This is a genomic window from Nocardiopsis sp. NPDC049922 (genome assembly GCF_040660275.1).
Taxonomy (GTDB): Bacteria; Actinomycetota; Actinomycetes; order Streptosporangiales; family Streptosporangiaceae; genus Nocardiopsis.
In genome coordinates, this window is sequence record NZ_JBFAME010000003.1 from 124652 (window position 1) to 140167 (window position 15516).

At 75.2% G+C, this 15516-nt stretch carries 13 protein-coding genes; 5 read left to right on the forward strand and 8 right to left on the reverse strand.

Features of this window, described 5'->3' with window-relative positions; all coding sequences use genetic code 11:
• Nucleotides 1–359 precede the first annotated feature (359 nt).
• A complete protein-coding gene (locus AB0I72_RS07225) occupies nt 360–1727 on the reverse strand; it encodes an MFS transporter (RefSeq protein WP_358563989.1) in 1368 nt (455 codons plus the stop codon).
• Between the two features lie 346 nt (nt 1728–2073).
• Between AB0I72_RS07225 and AB0I72_RS07230 the strand changes: the two genes are divergently transcribed.
• The gene (locus tag AB0I72_RS07230; RefSeq protein ID WP_358563991.1) at nt 2074–2493 is read left to right on the forward strand and encodes a pyridoxamine 5'-phosphate oxidase family protein; all 420 of its coding nucleotides are present in this window, start codon (nt 2074–2076) and stop codon (nt 2491–2493) included.
• A gap of 28 nt (nt 2494–2521) precedes the next feature.
• Here the strand turns inward: AB0I72_RS07230 and AB0I72_RS07235 are convergent, their stop codons facing one another.
• From AB0I72_RS07235 to AB0I72_RS07245, 3 genes are all read right to left on the reverse strand, one after another.
• Nucleotides 2522–3652 (reverse strand): AAA family ATPase, encoded by a 1131-nt coding sequence (locus tag AB0I72_RS07235; protein ID WP_358563993.1) that lies wholly within the window; start codon nt 3650–3652, stop codon nt 2522–2524.
• Nucleotides 3636–4424 (reverse strand): RNA ligase family protein, encoded by a 789-nt coding sequence (locus tag AB0I72_RS07240; RefSeq protein ID WP_358563994.1) that lies wholly within the window; start codon nt 4422–4424, stop codon nt 3636–3638. The genes AB0I72_RS07235 and AB0I72_RS07240 overlap by 17 nt, the downstream gene beginning before the upstream one ends.
• A gap of 72 nt (nt 4425–4496) precedes the next feature.
• A complete protein-coding gene (locus tag AB0I72_RS07245; protein WP_358563996.1) occupies nt 4497–5798 on the reverse strand; it encodes a DUF2786 domain-containing protein in 1302 nt (433 codons plus the stop codon).
• A 254-nt stretch (nt 5799–6052) separates the two neighbouring features.
• Here AB0I72_RS07245 and AB0I72_RS07250 point away from each other — a divergent pair, with 254 nt between their 5' ends.
• On the forward strand, nt 6053–7579 hold the full coding sequence (locus tag AB0I72_RS07250; RefSeq protein WP_358563998.1) for a cytochrome P450: 1527 nt from the start codon (nt 6053–6055) through the stop codon (nt 7577–7579).
• Between the two features lie 113 nt (nt 7580–7692).
• Here the strand turns inward: AB0I72_RS07250 and AB0I72_RS07255 are convergent, their stop codons facing one another.
• From AB0I72_RS07255 to AB0I72_RS07270, 4 genes are all read right to left on the reverse strand, one after another.
• The gene (locus AB0I72_RS07255; RefSeq protein ID WP_358563999.1) at nt 7693–8358 is read right to left on the reverse strand and encodes a lactate utilization protein C; all 666 of its coding nucleotides are present in this window, start codon (nt 8356–8358) and stop codon (nt 7693–7695) included.
• The gene (locus AB0I72_RS07260) at nt 8355–9782 is read right to left on the reverse strand and encodes a lactate utilization protein B (protein ID WP_358564001.1); all 1428 of its coding nucleotides are present in this window, start codon (nt 9780–9782) and stop codon (nt 8355–8357) included. The genes AB0I72_RS07255 and AB0I72_RS07260 overlap by 4 nt, the downstream gene beginning before the upstream one ends.
• Nucleotides 9779–10519 (reverse strand): (Fe-S)-binding protein, encoded by a 741-nt coding sequence (locus AB0I72_RS07265; RefSeq protein WP_358564003.1) that lies wholly within the window; start codon nt 10517–10519, stop codon nt 9779–9781. Before AB0I72_RS07265 ends, AB0I72_RS07260 begins: the two co-directional genes overlap by 4 nt.
• A 168-nt stretch (nt 10520–10687) precedes the next feature.
• On the reverse strand, nt 10688–11002 hold the full coding sequence (locus tag AB0I72_RS07270) for a hypothetical protein (protein WP_358564005.1): 315 nt from the start codon (nt 11000–11002) through the stop codon (nt 10688–10690).
• A gap of 206 nt (nt 11003–11208) precedes the next feature.
• Here AB0I72_RS07270 and pgi point away from each other — a divergent pair, with 206 nt between their 5' ends.
• The 3 genes from pgi (at nt 11209) to AB0I72_RS07285 (ending at nt 15489) form a co-directional block, all read left to right on the forward strand.
• The gene (pgi, locus tag AB0I72_RS07275) at nt 11209–12912 is read left to right on the forward strand and encodes a glucose-6-phosphate isomerase (RefSeq protein ID WP_358564007.1); all 1704 of its coding nucleotides are present in this window, start codon (nt 11209–11211) and stop codon (nt 12910–12912) included.
• Between the two features lie 97 nt (nt 12913–13009).
• A complete protein-coding gene (locus AB0I72_RS07280; protein WP_358564009.1) occupies nt 13010–13516 on the forward strand; it encodes a hypothetical protein in 507 nt (168 codons plus the stop codon).
• Between the two features lie 308 nt (nt 13517–13824).
• Nucleotides 13825–15489, forward strand: a complete 1665-nt coding sequence (locus AB0I72_RS07285) for an ABC-F family ATP-binding cassette domain-containing protein (RefSeq protein ID WP_358564011.1) — start codon at nt 13825–13827, stop codon at nt 15487–15489.
• Nucleotides 15490–15516: the final 27 nt, after the last annotated feature.

Here is a 15516-nt window from a genome sequence, read left to right on the forward strand (position 1 = left end):
CACCGCGCTGGCCGCCCACCGGGCCGCGCGCACCGAGCGCTGGCGGGCCGAACACGCCCTGGAGGTGGAACGGACGCGGCACCTGTTCGAGCGGGAACGCCGCCGGGACCAGGAGCTGCGGTCGCGCTTCGACGACGCGCGCAGGGCCGTGCTCCGGCTCGGCATGTCGGTGCGGGTGGTCACGCACATCCGCGCCGAGGGCCCGCCCCGCCCCGGCGACGAGGAGCTCGGCGACCTGCTGCGCCAGGCCCGCACCGACAGCCTGGACGCGGTCGTGGCGGTCGAGCGCCTGCGCGGCGTGCTCCCCGAGGGGCGGCGCGGGCCGGTCGACGAGCTGCGTGACGCCGCCGACCGGGCGTTCAACCACGTTCAGACGAGGACAGGCCAGGTCGGCGACGCCCTGCGGATCCAGAGGACGCTGGACACCGCCCTGCGGTCGGTGGGGGAGTCGCTGTTCCCGGTGGGGGAGCGGGGCGCGGCGCGGGCGGATCCCACACGGCGGCCGGAGTCAGGGTGAGCGGCACGGCGAGCAGGAGGATGAACGCGGTGACCGCCACGGCGGTCGCCTGAACACCGACGCTCTCCAGGACGTGGCCCCCGCACAGCACGCCGACGGGGAGCGCCCCGTTGGTGACCAGACGGACGGTGCCCGTGACCCGTCCCAGGAGTTCCGTGGGCACGCGCGTGGTGTGGTAGGTGGTCACGGTGACGTTCATATGGGCGCCGACGAACCCGATCCCGCCCCAGGTCAGGGGCAGGATCACCGCCAGGTGCACCGGACCCGCCCACTCGGCCAGCGCCAGGGGCGCGGTGACCCCCGCCCACGCCCACAGGCACAGGGTGACCACGGTGGCGGGACGCAGCCGCCGCACCAGGTGGGGGGAGGCCAGGGAACCGAGCAGACCTCCGGCCCCCGTCGCGGCCAGCACCGCGCCGAGCAGGAACGCCGACAGCCCCCGCTCGGTGGCCGTGACGATGATGACCAGCCACACCGTCTGGAACAGGGCGTTGGTGCAGGCGCACACCGCCGTCGCCAGGAGGAGGAAGCGGTCGCGGCGCACCCGGGTCAGGCCCGCCGACAGGTCGCGGCACAGGGTCGACGCCCACCCCCGCCGCGACGTGGGACCGCCGTCGGCCGAGGGGGCGCGAAGCCGGGGCAGCCGTGCCACCAGCCACAGCCCGACCGCCGTGACCACCGCGTCGAACGCCGCGGGCAGGAACTGGCCCAGACCGAACAGCGCGCCGCCCAGTGGGCGCCCGGTCATCTGCGTGGCGTGCGTGCGCGCCTCGTTGCGCGCGGCGGCCGTCGACAGGTGGTCGTGGGGCACCAGGAGGGGCACGGCCGCCGACGCGGCGGTCGCGTGCAGGGCCGCGCACACGCCGTGGACGGTGGCGGCCGCGGCCAGCAGCGGCACGGGGGCGTCGAGGATCAGGACCGGGCCGATCAGCAGCGCCACGCACGTCAGGCGCACGCACTGGCTGGCGATCATGACCGAGCGGGGGTCGTGGCGGTCCACCACCACCCCGATGGGGACGTACAGCAGGGTGCGCGGCACCATCCCGGCGGCGGCGATCCACCCGGCCAGGGCGGGGGATCCGCTCTGGTGCAGGGCGAGCAGCGGCACGGCGAGGGTGAGGGTCATGGACCCCAGTCCCGACAGCGCGCCACCGGCCCACAACAGACCGAACCGGCGCCGCCAGCGTCGGTCGTCCCGTGCGTTCGACAAGCGTTCTCACAACGGTCGGGGAAGCTGGACGTGGATGCCCGTGGGGCGGCCGTGCTGGTCGGCGAACGCGCCCCTGGGGCCGTCGGTGGTCCCGCCGCCCCTGCGCCGTGTCCGGTGGGTGTCGACAGGGCGTGGGTGGGCTGCGCACATCCTAGCGGGAATGGCGTTGCGCCGGTGGACAGACGGAGAAATCGGAGATTATGGAGAAAGGGGTGAAAAACGGAATTCCGACTTTCTCCAGAGAGGAGAAGAACCTCTCCGGCATTCGGGTCGCCCGGTCGGCTTGACCTCAACTCTGGTTGAGGGTCCAGACTCCTCCTCGTCCGCCCACGACCGGAGGAGTCCCGTGTCCGACCACCCGTCCGTCCCCGCACCCGACCACATCACCGAGCGCCTGCGCTCGGCCCGCAACGTCTGGATGGGCACCTCGCGACGCGACGGCTCCTCGCACCTGACCCCGGTCTGGTTCACCCACCTCCGGGACCGCTGGTGGGTCTGCACCGGGCCGGGCACCGTCAAGGCGCGCAACATCGCCGCCGACCCCCGGGTGTCCCTGGCGCTGGAGGACGGTGACGCGCCCGTGGTCGCGGAGGGCACCGCGACGGTGCACACCGCCCCCTTCCCCGCCGACGTCGTGGCGTCCTTCCACGACCGCTACGGATGGAACATCGAGGAAGCCGTCGCGAGGAGCGGCCGCCCCCAGGTCCTGCTGGAGATCGGTGTCCGCCGCTGGCTGATGGCCGGCCGCGCTCAGGACCCCGCCTGACGGACGGGAGGGCCCGCCCGCGCCGGCCCTACCGCTCGGTCCAGGCGATCCGCGTGATTCGGTGCGCCTCGGTGGGGTCGGGGTACTCCCAGCGCCGGACCAGGCGCTCCACGGCCGCGGCCGGAACCGGGTCGGCGCGGCGGTCCAGCCGGGACCGCAGCACCCCCGGCGGCGCCTCCAGGGACACGATCTCCACCCGGCCCCGGTACGCCGCGGCCAGTCCGACGCACCGGTCGCGCACGTCGCGCGACAGGTTGGTGGCGTTCCACACGAACGACCGCCCCGCCCGCAGGTGTTCCCTGGCCAGCTCGTGCGCGGCGGCGGCCACCCGCCCCTGCGGCCCGGTCGGGGACACCCCCATCCGGTCGCGCACCGCGTCCAGGCTCACCACCGGCAGGTCCGCCCGGTGGGCGCCGATCCACGTGTCCTTGCCCGCGCCGGGCAGCCCGGACATGACCGTCACCGCCAGACGGGTGTCGTCATAGGCCGCGTAGTCGGGGTCGCGGTCCGGCTTGCGGAAGAACCAGAACCGCGCGTGGTCGGAGGGGAAGTTGCGGGGGCGGTCCAGGCACCGCTGTTCGGCGCAGTACTCGCGGTACAGCGCGATGTTGTCCAGCACCTCGGCCGTGTCGCCGCAGCGGCGTCCCAGGATGTCGGCGGTGGCCAGCAGCGCCAGGTCGTCGTTGCGCGCCACCAGGCTCACCCGGAACGCGATCGTGCGCGGGTCCGGGCGCTCCAGGGCCCAGAACGGCACCTGGTGGTGGCGGATCAGCGCGGCCACGTGCTCACGCCACCCGACGTCGGCGCCGCCCTCCCACAGCAGTCGGCGCGCCATGAGCTCACCGCGCCGTGAGTGCCCGTGCGCCGTGATCCGGCCGTCCTGGTCCCGACGCGTGCACGCGGGCTTGCCGACGTCGTGCAGGAGGACGGTCGCGAACAGTCGGACCCGCTCGGCGGCGGGACGCGCCCGCCACTCGGGCAGCTCCGCCAGCGCCTCGCAGGCCATGCGGGTGTGCGTCTCCACGTCCCCCTCGGCGTGGTGGACCGGGTCCTGCTCCACCCCCGCCATCTCCCGCACCCACGGCAGCGCCTCGCGGACCGCCGCCCAGTCCAGCGACCAGGCCGGGGGAGCGGGACACAGCTCATCGAACGGTCGCATGGAGCACCTCCGGGTCGGCGAGGCGGTTGGCGATGAGCGGGCGGTCCAGCCAGTGCGTCCCCGAGTCCAGTACGGCGGTGGTGAACTCCGGGCGCACCCACTTGTACCGGTCGACGGTGCGGTCGCCCTCCTCGACCTTGACGTACAGACCCTCCATCAGGTCGGATCCGTCGCTCTCGGCCAGGGCGCGGTCGGGGTCGGCGCCCCCGGCCCGCGCGGCGGCCGCCAGCGCCCGCCGCCAGTCCGGGGTCCGGCAGGTGGAGGGCCCCACGAGGCGGGTCAGTGCGGCCAGGTCGGCCAGCGGGCCCGAGGACAGGACCGGGACCGACACCACCGGGGTGCCCTCCAGCAGCTCACGGCGGCGCGGTGTGGACAGGAAGACGTTCTCCCGGGTGTCGAGGACGTCGAACTCGCAGAAGAGGTGCGGCAGCGCGTCGTAGAACACCGTGTGCTTGGCGTACAGCCACTCGCCGTAGAGCACGTACCGGTCACCCAGCCGCGGCCACAGCCGGGGCGCGACCGTCGCCGCCCAGGCCTTGAGCGGGGCGAACTGCCGCTCGCGCGGGCCGCCGGTGAGGAAGTGGCCCCGGCTCTGCAACCGGAGCCGCCCGTCGGGGCCGAAGCTGATCCCCGCGTTGGCGCCGTCCAGCTTCTCCTCGACGACCAGGTGCCGCCCGACCAGGTCGCCGAAGGGCGTGGCGGACAGGTCGCCGTCGCCCGGCTGGAGGCGCGACCCCCGGATGTGCCGGGTCCGCGGGTACTTGTGCAACATGCACCAGGTTCTATCCGGTGGACGCGGCGCACGGCCACCGGTTTTTCCGTCGAACCGGGCGCCGTCTGCCCGTCAGTCCCCCCGGACCGGGCGGCGCCCGCCCAGCGATGCGGAGTCGGCCGCCGCCCGGCCCTCGACCCACCCGTCCTCGCTGTGGGGGCCGCGCACCCGCGAGTGGGTCAGCTCCCCGAAGGCCTCCTCGACGGCGGCGCTCACCTCGCGCTCCCGGGCGGCGAACAGCGGCACCAGGTCGGCGCCCGTCTCGGCCGCGGCGGCCTCCCGCGCGGCCCGGGCCGACTCCGCGAGCCGTTCCCCCACGCGCACCGCGAACGCGGAGAGGAACGACGCCCGGAAGTCCCGGCCCGCGCCCCGCCCCGACCGGTCGCGCACCGCACCGCTGGCGCGCATCGCGCTCTCGGCCTGCACCAGCAGCGACGTGAACATCAGCTCGACCGCGTCGAGGTCGTCCTCGAACCCCATCACCGTGCACAGCCCCAGCTCCCGGTGCCAGATCGCCTGACAGCGGTTGGCCTCGGCGACCTCGTGCAGCAGGACGGCCCTGTGCTCGTCGTAGGGGGCGTCCACCGCGAGCCGTCGGGCCGCCGTGGCGTTCGACTCCCCGGGCTCCTCCGCCAACAGCGCCCGGTCGATGCTGTGCCGCGCCATCAACTCCTGGGCGCGGGCGCTCAACGCCTCCGCCTCGTGCGGGAACTCCGTCGACTCGGCCTTGGCCAGCAGGGCCCGCACCCGCTCCAGCCGGGAGCGGTCCGCCGACGACACCGCCCGCGCCGCGGCCTCGCGAGCGGGGCGAAAGGCGCCCGGCGGCGGTCCCAGCGGACGCATCGGCGGCAGCACCCGCAGCACGGCCAGCACCCGCAGCGCCGTCTCGACGACCTCGAACCGCGACAGTCCGTGCCGTGTCCCCGCCCGCGCGAGGTACCCCTCGCCCCACTCCGGCACGGGCTCCAGCTCCCGCACCTGTGCGCTCCACCGGGGGTCCACCGTGGCGGGGGAGTGCCGGCCGTGCTCGGCCACGACCGCGTCCGCGCACACGGCCGCGGCCACGCGGTCGAGGTCCCGGCCGACCTGGCGCACCGTCTCGGCGGGCTGCCAGCCGCGCGTCCACACCCCGACCAGCCCCTGGGTCAGGGCGTCCGTCACCGCCGACCCGGCGGTCCGCGCCCAGGTCGGATCCTCGACGTCGGCCAGGCGTGCGACGGCCATGTCCACGCCGCCGCCGTCGTCACCCAGGACCAGTGCGTCGACGGCGCCCCGCACCACCTCGGCGGGGGAGTCCGCGGGCGCCGGGCCCGCCCAGGCCTCGGCCCGCGGGTCGAAGCCGCGCCGCCGCCGTCCGCGGCCTCTCTTGCCCACGGTGTGTTCTCCCTGGTCGTGGTGGTCGAGCCGACGGACCATCCTAGCCGCCCGCCGGATTCCTCCCGGCCGCGCCGTGACACGCCCGAAACGTCCCCGCAACCGACGCCGTCGCACACCGGCGGACCAATCCTCCCAAGTCCGACTTGCGGGCTGATGTCCCCCGCCGAAAGCCGGAGCTTTCGTGCCCGAAGCACCCCGGAAACATGCGCGGCATAACGTCGCGTGGCATCCACAGCCACCGAGGAGTCTCCATGCACCACGGAACCGGATCCGCCGACCGCGACGGCGTCCCGGACGGCCGGGCGGAGGCGGCCCGCTGCCCCGTCGGCGGGACACTGGCCCTGCACGAGCCCACCCCCGCCGACCTGCCCTGGGGCCGTCTCCGCGACCAGTACGGGGGCCTGGCGCCGGTCGAGATCGCGCCCGGCGTGCCCGGCTGGCTCCTCCTCGGCTACAAGGAGAACCTCCAGGTCCTGCGCGACCAGACCCACTTCTCCGCCGACCCCCGCCCGTGGAGCGCCTCGGGCACCGCGCCCGCGCGCACGGGCGCGCTCACCCACGACGGCGAGGAGCACCGGCGGCTGCGCGCGCCCATCGTCGACGCGCTCACCCCCGTGGGCACGCCCCAGCTCGTCCCGGTGGTCGAGCGCGCGGCCGTGCGTCTGCTCGACGCGGTCGCGGCGGACGGACACGCCGACCTCATCGGCCGGTTCGCCGCTCCGCTGCCCGCGCTCGTGCTCAACGAGCTCCTCGGCCTGCCCGACGCCTACGGGAGCCTGCTCGCCGACCTCACCGCGCGGCTGTGGAGCGGCGACCCCGAACGCGCCGAACCCGCCGCGCCGGCGATCCGCGCCTACTTCACCGGACTGGTCGCCCGCAAGCGCGCCGAGCCGGGCGACGACCTCGCCAGCCGACTGCTGGAGCACCCCCACGCCCTCACCGACGACGAGGCGGTCGAGGCCCTGTCCCTGCTCTGGGAGACGGGGCACGAACCCACCACCCACCTCATCGGCAACGCCCTGCTCAAACTGCTGGAGGACCCCACCGTGTGGACCGCCTACCTGGGCGGCGCCCTCACCCCGGAGGACTTCGTCGACTACGTCATGTGGACCGACTCGCCGATCCGCATGCTCGCCGGGCGCTACTCCGCCATGGACCTCCGCTTCGCCGGGGCCCGCATCCGCCGGGGGGAGCCGATGCTGTTCGGGTTCGCCTCCGCCCACGCGGACCCGTCGGTGGTCCGCGACGGGGACGACGCGATGGCCATGGCGGGCAACCGCTCCCACCTGTCCTGGGGCGCGGGGGCGCACCGCTGCCCCGCCACCGGCTTCTCCCGGGACCTGGTGCGCACGGCCATCGACATGGTCGTCGACCGCCTGCGCGGCATGGCGCTGGCCGTCGACCCGAGCCGGTTGACCTGGCGGGCCTCCCTGGCCATACACGGCCTGGAACGGCTGCCGGTGACGTACACCCCCACGGGCGAGCGCGCCGAACCCGGGGCCGAGGAGGCCGCGCCGACCACGCGCGGGCGCTGGGTCCGCCGCAAGCGCCGCCCCACGCCGCGGGGCGCCCGCTACCAGGCGCCCCTGGCCCCCAAACACGACACCGAGGAGACCGGGAACGACACGGCCGCCCCCCGCGCCACACCGGCCCCCCGCACCCGGGCGGCCGCCCCGCGCGCCGTCGGAGCGCGCTACCAGGCGCCGTTCGCCCAGCCGGAGCCCGGCACGCCCGACCCCCTCGAACAGCTCCTGGCCACCTGGCGTCCGCGCGGGTAGCGGCGTCCGCCGGACGGGGGAAGACCCGGGCGCACGCGGCTACCCGCGTTCCCCCCGCGGACGTCCCGGCCCCCTCCCCGCGTGGTCCTCCGTCTCCGGGGGACCCGTGGCCGCTACACCCCCGGTTCGGCGCCGCGCTCGACGACGAACACCTCCAGCGAACGGGGGCCGTGCACGCCCTCCACCCGGTCGAGCTCGATGTCGCTCGTCGCCGACGGGCCGCTGATCCACGTGAGCGGCCGACGCGGGTCGAGCAGGCGCACGGCCTCCGGTACCCCGTCGACCACCTGCTCGGCGCGGACCACGCACACGTGCAGGTCCGGGACCAGGGTGATCGCGCGCCGACCCTGCTCCGGCCCCGTGTCCAGGACGATCGTGCCGGTCTCGGCGACGGCCACCGCGCACCCCGTGACGACCCCGTCGACCGCGTCCAACGCGGCCACCGACAGCGGCTCCGCCACGGAGTCGCGCAGCACGGTCACCCCCGTTGTCCGCGCGAACCACGCGGGCGGCGCTCCGCCGGGGGCCACCACCCGGGAGGCGCCGCGCCGCTCCAGACAGGCCGCGACGCCCTCGGCGAGCCGGTCGGCGCCGACCCGGTGCACCACCGCCCGGTAGTCGGCCAGCCGGTCCGCCAGCACGTCCAGGGTCGGCCCGGCGCCGTGGCCGTCGGCGTGGGGGCGACCGGTCCGTTCCGGCCACCGCGCCGGTTCGTCACCCGGGACGTCCGCCAGGGCCGCCCGCACCCTGCCCAGGACGCGTTCGCGCGCACTGCTCACGCCTTGCCCCTCTCCCGCTTCTCCCACCACCGACGGAACGACTCCCGGGGGACCTCGGGGACGTCGCGGGTGTCGGTCCACGCCGCCCCGGCCCCCGGAAGGCGCCGCGGGACGGCTCCGCGCAGGAGCCCGGCGGCCCGCTGCACCGCGTCCAGGGCGCGCGGCGAGCCCAGCACCGCCTCGGCGCCCGCCATCGCCGCCCGCTCCGCGAGGTGGCCCGAGCCGCCCGCGACCCGCTCACGCAGGTGGACGAGGACCTCCGGGATGTCGATCGCCACCGGGCACACCTCGTAGCAGGCCCCGCACAGCGACGACGCGTACGGCAGCGCCGCCTCCGCCCGCGAGGCCGTCCCGCGCAGCTGCGGGGTGAGGATCGCGCCGATCGGCCCCGGATACACCGAGCCGTAGGCGTGCCCGCCGACGCGCTCGTAGACCGGGCACGTGTTCAGGCAGGCCGAGCAGCGGATGCAGCGCAGCGCCTGGCGGCCCACGGTGTCGGCCAGCACGTCGCTGCGGCCGTTGTCCAGCAGCACCAGGTGGAACTCCCGCGGCCCGTCGCCCGGCGTCACCCCCGTCCACGTCGAGGTGTACGGGTTCATCCGCTCCCCGGTCGACGAGCGCGGCAGGAGCTGGAGGAAGACCTCCAGGTCAGCCCAGGTCGGCACCACCTTCTCGATCCCGACGACCGAGATGAGCGTGCGCGGCAACGTCAGACACATCCGGCCGTTGCCCTCCGACTCCAGCACCACGAGCGTCCCGGTCTCGGCCACCGCGAAGTTGGCCCCCGACACCGCGGTGCGCGTGCGCAGGAACCGTTCGCGCAGGTGGACCCGGGCGGCCTCGGCGAGCGCGCGCGGGTCGTCGGTCAGCCCCGGCGGCGCGGGCGTGCCCCACCGGGACATCTCCTCCAGGAAGATCTCCCGGATCCGCGACCGCCCCAGGTGGATGGCGGGCACGAGGATGTGCGAGGGCAGGTCGCCGCCCAGCTGGACGATCAGTTCGGCCAGGTCGGTCTCGTAGGCGGTGATCCCCGCCTCCGCCAGCGCCTCGTTGAGCCCGATCTCCTGCGTGGCCATCGACTTGACCTTGACGACGTCGCTCTCGCCGCTCTCGCGCACCAGACGGGTGACCACCGCGTTGGCCTCGTCGGCGTCGGCCGCCCAGTGCACCCGGCCGCCCGCCCGCTCCACGGCCTCCTCCAGCCGCTCCAGGTAGTGGTCCAGGTGGCGCAGGGTGTGCTCCTTGACCGCCGCGCCGCGTGCGCGCAGCCGCGCCCAGTCCTCGCCCATCTCGTCGACGACGGCGGCGCGCTTGTCGCGGATCGTGTGCGTGGCACGGCGCAGGTTGTGCCGGAGCTGGGCGTCGCCCACGGCGGACCGCGCGGCCTCGGGGAAGGGCGGCATGCCCAGGAACGTGCCGCTCATCGACGGACGGCCTCCCTCTCGGTGCTGGCGAGGATCTCGGCCAGGTGCGCCACCCGCATCCCGGACCGCTGCCGCGACAGGGTGCCGCCGATGTGCATGAGGCAGGAGTTGTCGACCGCGCACAGCACCTCGGCCCCGGTCGACACCGCGTGGCGGGCCTTGTCCGCGCCCATCGCGGCGGACACGTCGGGGTTCTTGACGGCGAAGGTCCCGCCGAACCCGCAGCACTCGGCGGCGCCGGGCAGCTCCACCAGGTCGAGCCCGCGCACGGCGCGCAGCAGGCGGTACGGGCGGTCGCCCAAGCCGAGCACGCGCAGCCCGTGGCAGGTGGGGTGGTAGGCGACCCGGTGCGGGAAGTAGGCGCCCACGTCGGTCACGCCGAGCACGTCCACCAGGAGTTCGGCCAGGTCGTACACGCGCGGGGCCAGGTCGGCCACCGCGCGTGAGAGCCGGCCGCCCTCCTCGCCCAGGCGGGGGTAGGCGTCGCGGACCATCGCCGCGCACGAACCCGACGGGGCGACCACGACGTCGGCGTCGGCGAAGGTCTCGACGAAGTGCACGGCCAGCCGGGTCGCCGCGCGCCGGTAGCCGCTGTTGTGGTGCATCTGCCCGCAGCAGGTCTGGTCGGCGGGGAAGACGACCTCGTGGCCCAGCCGTTCGAGGAGGCGGACGACCGCGCGGCCGGTGTCGGGGAAGAGCGTGTCGTTGACGCAGGTGACGAACAGCGCGATCCGCATGGGCCTCCTCGACGCCCGCCGACGCGGGCTCGGGACCACTGTGGCACGGACCGGGGCCCGGCGTCACCGCGTACGTGCGGCCGGTGGCGCACGCACCACGTGCCACATCCGACCCAGGCCGCACGTCCGTTGCCGGCGCCCGTCGGCCGCGCCGGGCTCGGGCCCGGGTCAGTCCTGGCGGCGCCGCACCTTCTCGGCGAACTCCTCGGCCTTGAGCAGCCGGGCCAGTTCCTCGCGCCGGGGCACGGACGAGCGGTCCTCGTCGGCGGCCAGCGCGGGGTCGGGGATCTCCTGACGGACCTCCGCCTCGATGCCGAGGACGTCGTGGTCCTCGATCTCCTCGATGCGGTGCCCGTAGGGGTGGTCGAGCAGGTACTCGGCCACGGCGCTGTCCTGGTCGGGCGCGCCCACGTCCATGACGGCGTCGACGTCGTCGATGTCGGCTGAGCCGTCCACCGTGAAGTCCTCGGGTTGCTCCGTCACCGGCGGCCCCCTCGCGCTCGCTTCCCCTACTTTGATCATGCCTGGTCGGAGCGGGGGATGCCAGTCATGGCCCCGGAAGATCACCGGTGGCGGGACGCCGGCGGGACCCACGGCCGTGAAAGGGTGGGGGACGCCGCACGAGCGGCCCCGGCACGCCGACCCCTCGTGCCGGCCCACGGATGACACGGACGACGAGGAGCGACCGGATGCCAGGCAGTACGACCTCCCACGGCGCGGTGGACACCGGGGACCGGGCCCGACCGGCCACCCCGCTGGACCAGCGGGGGGAGTGGAGCGCCCTGGGCGAGCACCGTACCCGGTTCGGCGCGTCCCACCTGCGCGACCTGTTCGCCGACGACCCCGGCCGCGCCGAGCGGTTCGCGCTCGACGTCGGCGATCTGCACGTCGACTACTCCCGCAACCTCGTGACCGACCGGACCCTGGAGCTGCTCGCCGCGCTCGCCGACGCGACCGGGGTGGCCGACCTGCGCGACGCCATGCTGCGCGGGGACCACATCAACCTCACCGAGGGCCGCTCCGTCCTGCACACCGCCCTGCGCGCGCCGCGCGGGGCGGTCATCGCCTCCGACGGCCACGACGTCGTCCCCGACGTGCACCGCGTCCTGGACCGGATGGCCGCCTTCGCCGACCGCGTGCGCTCCCGCTCCTGGCTCGGACACACCGGGCAGAGCGTCCGGCGGGTCGTCAACATCGGCATCGGCGGCTCCGACCTGGGCCCGGCCATGGCCTACGAGGCGCTGCGCCCCTACACCGACCGCGGCCTGGAGTTCCGGTTCGTCTCCAACGTGGACGGCACCGACCTGCACGAGGCGCTCGTCGACGCCGACCCCGCCCGCACCCTGTTCGTCGTCGCCTCCAAGACGTTCACCACCGTCGAGACCATCACCAACGCGACCGCCGCGCGCGCGTGGCTGGCCGACGGTCTGGGTGTGGGCGCCGACAGCGAGGCCGTCGCCAAGCACTTCGTCGCGGTCTCCACCAACGCCGAGGCCGTGTCCGCGTTCGGCATCGACCCCGAGAACATGTTCGGGTTCTGGGACTGGGTCGGCGGCCGCTACTCCTACGACTCGGCGATCGGCCTGTCCCTGATGGTGGCGCTGGGCCCGGAGCGGTTCCGCGAGATGCTCGCCGGGTTCCACCTCATGGACGAGCACTTCGCCACCGCGCCGCCCGCGCGCAACCTGCCCTTCCTGCTCGGCCTGCTGGGCGTGTGGTACGGCGCCTTCTTCGACGCCCACAGCCACGCGGTGCTGCCCTACAGCCACCACATGTCGAAGTTCACCGCCTACCTGCAACAGCTGGACATGGAGTCCAACGGCAAGTCGGTGCAGCGCGACGGGCGGCCCGTCACCTGGCAGACCGGCCCGATCGTGTGGGGCACGCCCGGCACCAACGGCCAGCACGCCTACTTCCAGCTCCTGCACCAGGGCACCCGGTTCGTGCCCGCCGACCTCATCGGCTTCGCCAACCCCGCCCCGGACCTGCCCGACGCCCTGGTCCCCCAGCACGACCTGCTCATGGCCAACCTGTTCGCCCAGGGGCAGGCGCTCGCCTTCGGGCGGACCGCACGGGAGGTCGCCGCGGAGGGGGTGTCGGCCGAGCTGGTCCCCCACCGCACGTTCGCGGGCAACCACCCCACCACCACGATCCTGGCCGACCGGCTGAGCCCCTCGGTGCTGGGGCAGCTGGTCGCCCTCTACGAGCACAAGGTGTTCGTGCAGGGCGCGGTGTGGAACATCAACTCCTTCGACCAGTGGGGTGTGGAGCTGGGCAAGGTCCTGGCCAAGCGGGTCGAGCCCGCCCTGACCGGGGGCGCCGACGTCCCCGGCCTGGACGCCTCCACCGCCGCGCTGGTGGCGCGGTACCGGGCGCTGCGCGGTCGTGGTTGACGTGCGCTCCGCCATGACCGCCGAGGGGGCCGCACCGACGCCGCGCCGCCGGCGGGCGATGGATCGAACCAGCGGACGAGAAGGGAACAGAGGAAGAGTGGGAGTACGCGTCGCGGTTCGGTGGGTCGGAGCGTTGTTCCTGGCCGGTGCGGTCGCGGGCTGCGCCTCGGCGCTCGGCGAGGGAAGGGCCTGCACGGAGATCGGCGTCCCGGTGGGAGTGTCCCTGGACGTCGCGCCCTCCGACGCCGCGGCGGTACGGACCGCCGAGGTGGAGGTGTGCTGGGACGGGCGGTGCCGAGGATCCGAGATCGAGCTGTCGGAGTCCGCCGAGAGCGTCGACGAGGGCTGTGAGGAAGGGGCGGAGGGGGCGTGCACCGCGCGGTCCGCCCCCACCGGAGGGCTGACCGGCTTCGCCCCCGTCGACGACCTTCCCACCGACCCCGTCGAGGTGCGTGTCGCGCTCCGGGGAGAAGGCGGGGAGGAGCTCTTCACCGACACGGTCACCGCGACCCCCGGGATGCTGGAGGCCAACGGCCCCGGTTGTGGGGAGGGCGGCCCGCAGACGGGTGTGGTGGTGCGGGACGGGGCCCTCCGCGAGCGGTGAGCGGACGGCCGACGCCGGTGCCCCGCCTGAGGTGAGGGGCGGCCGGCGCCGGTGCGCGCGGGGCGGGCGGGAAACTTCCTTGCCCGCCCCCACCCTCTCCGGTTAGCCTGCGATCGACATGCGTAACTGACATCGAGACCGACCGCCGGACGCGCGGGGCTCGCCCTCGGGGCTGGAGCCGACCCCGTCCGGCGCATCCACGTCCAGCCCGTGGTGCGGTCTCGGTGTCGACGACCTCCGTCGTCCCTCGCGGCCGCCCCGGGCGCCGCCGCGCGCATCGAGGCCCACCCCGAACGAAGGGTGGTCCCATGACCTTCGACGCCAAGACCCCGACGCTCCCGCGCGACGCGGCGCCGCTCACCGCACGCGACCTCGCCAGAACCTACGGGGACCGCGTGGTCCTCGACGGCGTCAGCCTCGACGTCGCCCCGGGCCAGCGGCTCGGCCTCGTGGGGGAGAACGGCGCGGGGAAGTCGACCCTGCTCCGCCTGCTCGGCGGTGTCGAGGACCCCGACGCCGGGACCGTGACACGGCCCGCCGACACCGGCTTCCTGCGCCAGGAGCTGCCGCACGCACCCGACACCACCCTGGCCGAGGTGGTCGCCGAGGCGCTCGAACCCGGTCGGGAGGTCGAGCGCCGCCTGGCCGCCAGCACCGCCGCGCTGGACGCCGACCCGGCCGACGACCGGCTCCTGCGCGCGTACGGCGAGGTCCTCGCCGAGGCCGAACGCCTCGACGTGTGGGACGCGGAGCGGCGGGCGCGGAGGGTCGTGGCGGGCCTGGGCCTGGACGGGGTCGAGGCGGACCGGCCGGTGGGGCGGATGTCGGGCGGCCAGCGCGGCCGCCTGGGCCTGGCCGCGCTGCTGATCCGCCGCCCCGGCGCGCTCCTGCTCGACGAGCCGACCAACCACCTCGACGACCAGGCGCTGGAGTTCCTGGAGGGGTACCTGCGCGGCCTGCCCGGCGTGGTCGTCCTGGCCAGCCACGACCGCGTGTTCCTGGACGCCGTGTGCACGGGTCTGATGGACCTGGACCCGGCCGTGGACGGCCCCGTCCTCCACGGCGGCGCCTACTCCTTCTACCTGCGCGAGAAGCGGCTGGAGCGGGAGCGCTGGGAGCAGCGCCACCAGTGGGAGCAGGGCGAGCTCAGGGCGCTGCGTGAGGCGGTGCGCACCACCGCGCGCCGGGTCGCGCACGGGCGCGGCCCCACGGACAACGAGAAGATGGCCTACGACTACAAGGGCGGCCGGGTGGACAGGCAGGTCTCGCGCCGCGTCCGCGACGCCCGTGTCCGCCTGGAGACGCTGGAGCGCGACCAGGTGCGCAGGCCGCCGCGACCGCTGCGGTTCTCCGGGGCCCTGACCCGGGACCCCCGTTCGGCCGCCGACACCGCGGTCCGGGTCCGCGACCTGGTGATCCCGGGCCGTCTGCGCCTGGACCGACTGGACCTGCCCGGTGACGGTCGGCTCCTGGTCACCGGACCCAACGGGGCGGGCAAGTCCACGCTGCTGTACGCGCTGGCGGGTCGGCTGCGGCCGCGGTCGGGCCGGGTCGAGTGGCGGCGGGGGTCGTCGGTGGCCCTGCTGGAACAGGACGTGGTCTTCCCCGACCCGACGCGCACGCCGCGGTCCCTGTACGAGGAGCGGCACGGGGCCGGATCGGACGCGCCGCGCCTGGGCGACCTGGGGCTGGTGGCCCCGCGCGACCAGGACCGGCCGGTGGGGGAGCTGAGCGTCGGTCAGCGGCGGCGGCTGGCGTTGGCGCTGCTGGTCGGGCGCGCCCCGGACGTCCTGCTGCTGGACGAGCCGACCAACCACCTGTCCCTGGCGTTGGCCGAGGAGTTGGAGGCGGCGCTGGGCACCGCGCCCGGGGCCGTGGTGGTGGCCACGCACGACCGGTGGCTGCGCCGCCGTTGGCAGGGGGAGGGGCTGCGGCTGGCCGACGGGCGCCGAACTGTGGAATCTACGGCGTAAAGGTGGCGGTCGGCACCGCCGCCGAAC

Excerpts from the sequence above, each read along its gene's own strand:
- AB0I72_RS07235 (WP_358563993.1), bottom strand. The coding sequence starts at position 3,652 with ATGCGACCGTTCGATGAGCTGTGTCCCGCTCCCCCGGCCTGGTCGCTG.
- AB0I72_RS07240 (WP_358563994.1), bottom strand. The coding sequence starts at position 4,424 with ATGTTGCACAAGTACCCGCGGACCCGGCACATCCGGGGGTCGCGCCTC.
- AB0I72_RS07250 (WP_358563998.1), top strand. The coding sequence starts at position 6,053 with ATGCACCACGGAACCGGATCCGCCGACCGCGACGGCGTCCCGGACGGC.
- AB0I72_RS07260 (WP_358564001.1), bottom strand. The coding sequence starts at position 9,782 with ATGAGCGGCACGTTCCTGGGCATGCCGCCCTTCCCCGAGGCCGCGCGG.
- AB0I72_RS07265 (WP_358564003.1), bottom strand. The coding sequence starts at position 10,519 with ATGCGGATCGCGCTGTTCGTCACCTGCGTCAACGACACGCTCTTCCCC.
- pgi (WP_358564007.1), top strand. The coding sequence starts at position 11,209 with ATGCCAGGCAGTACGACCTCCCACGGCGCGGTGGACACCGGGGACCGG.
- AB0I72_RS07285 (WP_358564011.1), top strand. The coding sequence starts at position 13,825 with ATGACCTTCGACGCCAAGACCCCGACGCTCCCGCGCGACGCGGCGCCG.